The organism is Bacillus sp. N1(2025) (assembly GCF_053470005.1).
In genome coordinates this window covers 1-1,238 of the sequence record NZ_JBLTJB010000031.1, presented here as the reverse complement: position 1 = coordinate 1,238, position 1,238 = coordinate 1, and the positions used below count along the sequence as shown (strand labels likewise).

The window sequence follows — 1,238 nt, the reverse complement described above, 5'->3', positions numbered from 1 at the left end:
TGAATCACTATAATCAGCGACTACGGACTGGTGAATATTGGGCAAATGATTGATACAGTGTTCTATTTCTCCCAGTTCGACACGATGTCCACGTATCTTTACTTGACTATCTTTTCTTCCAAGGAAGTCTACATATCCTTCCTGACGCATGACACCATAATCACCTGTTTTGTACAGATACCCTAATCTATGGTTGATAAAGGCGGCCTTCGTCTTCTCTTCTTCATTGAGATAACCTGCGGCGACTCCTTTTCCACCAATATGCAGTTCTCCTGGAACGCCTACCGGGCATTCTTCTCCACAATCATCCAGTACGTAAATTTGTTGATTTTTCAACGGATATCCATAAGGGATACTTTTCCACTCTGGCTTCACTTCTGTGATTGGGAAATAGATGGACCATATAGAGCCTTCCGTTGCTCCACCTAACCCGATCACTTGTGCTTTTGGCATTCTTGTTTTGATTTTCTCCGGCAAACCAAGAGAAATCCAGTCTCCACTTAGCATCACCATACGTAAGCGCTCTGCTGCAGATCTCCGCACTGTGTCTTGTTTTGTGCTTTCCAGATACATATCCATAATGGCCGGAACCGAATTCCATATCGTGATTTCTTCTTCGATCATGATCTGGTGAATGCTACTCATATCTAAAAGATCTGGAATTAATACTAACTGGGCTCCACTAATGAGTGCTCCAAAAATATCATAGACGGATAAATCAAAGCTCATCGATGATAGGGCTATGATTTTATCTTCGCTGCCTACTTTGAATCTCTCATTAATATCTAATAATGTATTCACTACTGCTTCATGGGTGATCACAACACCCTTAGGATGTCCAGTACTTCCTGACGTATAGATAGCATAGGCTTTATCCTGCTGGCAGCCTTCTAACAGTTCTAAGGCGCCATCGTTATAGGTGGACAGGTTCTCTTTTTCATATAAATCCGGATGAATCATCAGCTTGATATCACTATGTTCCACGATATATTTTATTCTTTCCTCAGGATGTTCCGGATTCACAGGAATATAAGCATGGCCGGCTTTTAAAATACCCACCGTATTTACAATGGTCTCGATTCGTCTCTCTGCCCAAACTCCAATATAAGAATTGTGCGCATAGTTTTGTTCTGCTAAATAGCGAGCGACCTGATTGGATTTTCTCGCCAACTCGCCATAGGTCAATGTATCTTGTCCTAATTTGACTGCAATAGCATCTGGAGTCTTCTGGCATTGCT

Annotated in this window: 1 protein-coding gene; it reads right to left on the bottom strand. The window is 41.9% G+C overall.

All coding sequences use genetic code 11. From position 1 onward, the window contains the following. On the bottom strand, positions 1 to 1,238 hold a 1,238-nt coding region (locus tag ACNFN4_RS22120), incomplete at both ends, for an amino acid adenylation domain-containing protein (RefSeq protein ID WP_448200485.1).